Source organism: Salmonella sp. SAL4457, assembly GCF_046548235.1.
Classification (GTDB): domain Bacteria; phylum Pseudomonadota; class Gammaproteobacteria; order Enterobacterales; family Enterobacteriaceae; genus Salmonella; species Salmonella enterica.
The window spans coordinates 1-234 of sequence record NZ_JBGDZO010001370.1 but is presented as its reverse complement, the minus strand read 5'-3'; the positions used below and the strand labels follow the sequence as shown (position 1 = coordinate 234).

General features: G+C 67.5%; 1 pseudogene. It reads left to right on the top strand.

Annotated features, from left to right (window positions below):
- Window positions 1-234, top strand: a pseudogene (locus tag ACLJNW_RS28640) (ornithine monooxygenase); the annotation flags it as partial.

Sequence of the window (234 nt, the reverse complement as noted above, 5' to 3'; positions counted from 1 at the left end):
GACCTACGACGCAGTGATCCTGGCCACCGGCTATGAGCGCCAGTTGCACCGCCAACTGCTCGAACCGCTGGCGGAGTACCTCGGCGACCACGAGATCGGCCGCGACTACCGCCTGCAGACCGACGAGCGCTGCAAGGTGGCGATCTACGCGCAGGGCTTCAGCCAGGCCAGCCATGGCCTCAGCGACACCCTGCTGTCGGTGCTGCCGGTGCGTGCCGAGGAAATCTCCGGCTC